The following is a 354-nucleotide window of genomic DNA, read 5'->3' on the forward strand; positions in this document are numbered from 1 at the left end:
CGCTTATGCCGATGCACAGCTGTCGGCCGAGGACATGGCGCGCGTCGAACGCTGGCTGCGCGAACATCCAGAAGATCTCGCCCGGGTGCGCGACTGGCAGGCACAGAACCGCGCCATCCAGGCGATGTTTGCGCCCTACCGCACCACACGACCCGACGATGCCGCCATGTTTGCCGACGCACCGCAGCCGGCCCGCATCGGATGGCTGCGCTATCCGGCTGCCATTGCCGCCGGTCTCTGCCTGTTCCTTGCCGGCGTCGCCACCGGCCATTTCCTGCCTGCTTCACCGGCACATCTCCCGGTCGAGCAGGCAGCACTGCACGAGGAGGCCAGTTCCGCCTTCCTGATCTATAC

1 protein-coding gene is annotated in these 354 nt (G+C 66.7%); it reads left to right on the forward strand.

Translation table 11 applies throughout. The features are described from left to right. The coding region (locus AC1D0P_RS32675) for an anti-sigma factor family protein (protein WP_477680514.1) at window positions 1-354 on the forward strand (354 nt) is incomplete at both ends.

Source organism: Polaromonas sp. P1_G2, from assembly GCF_056405515.1.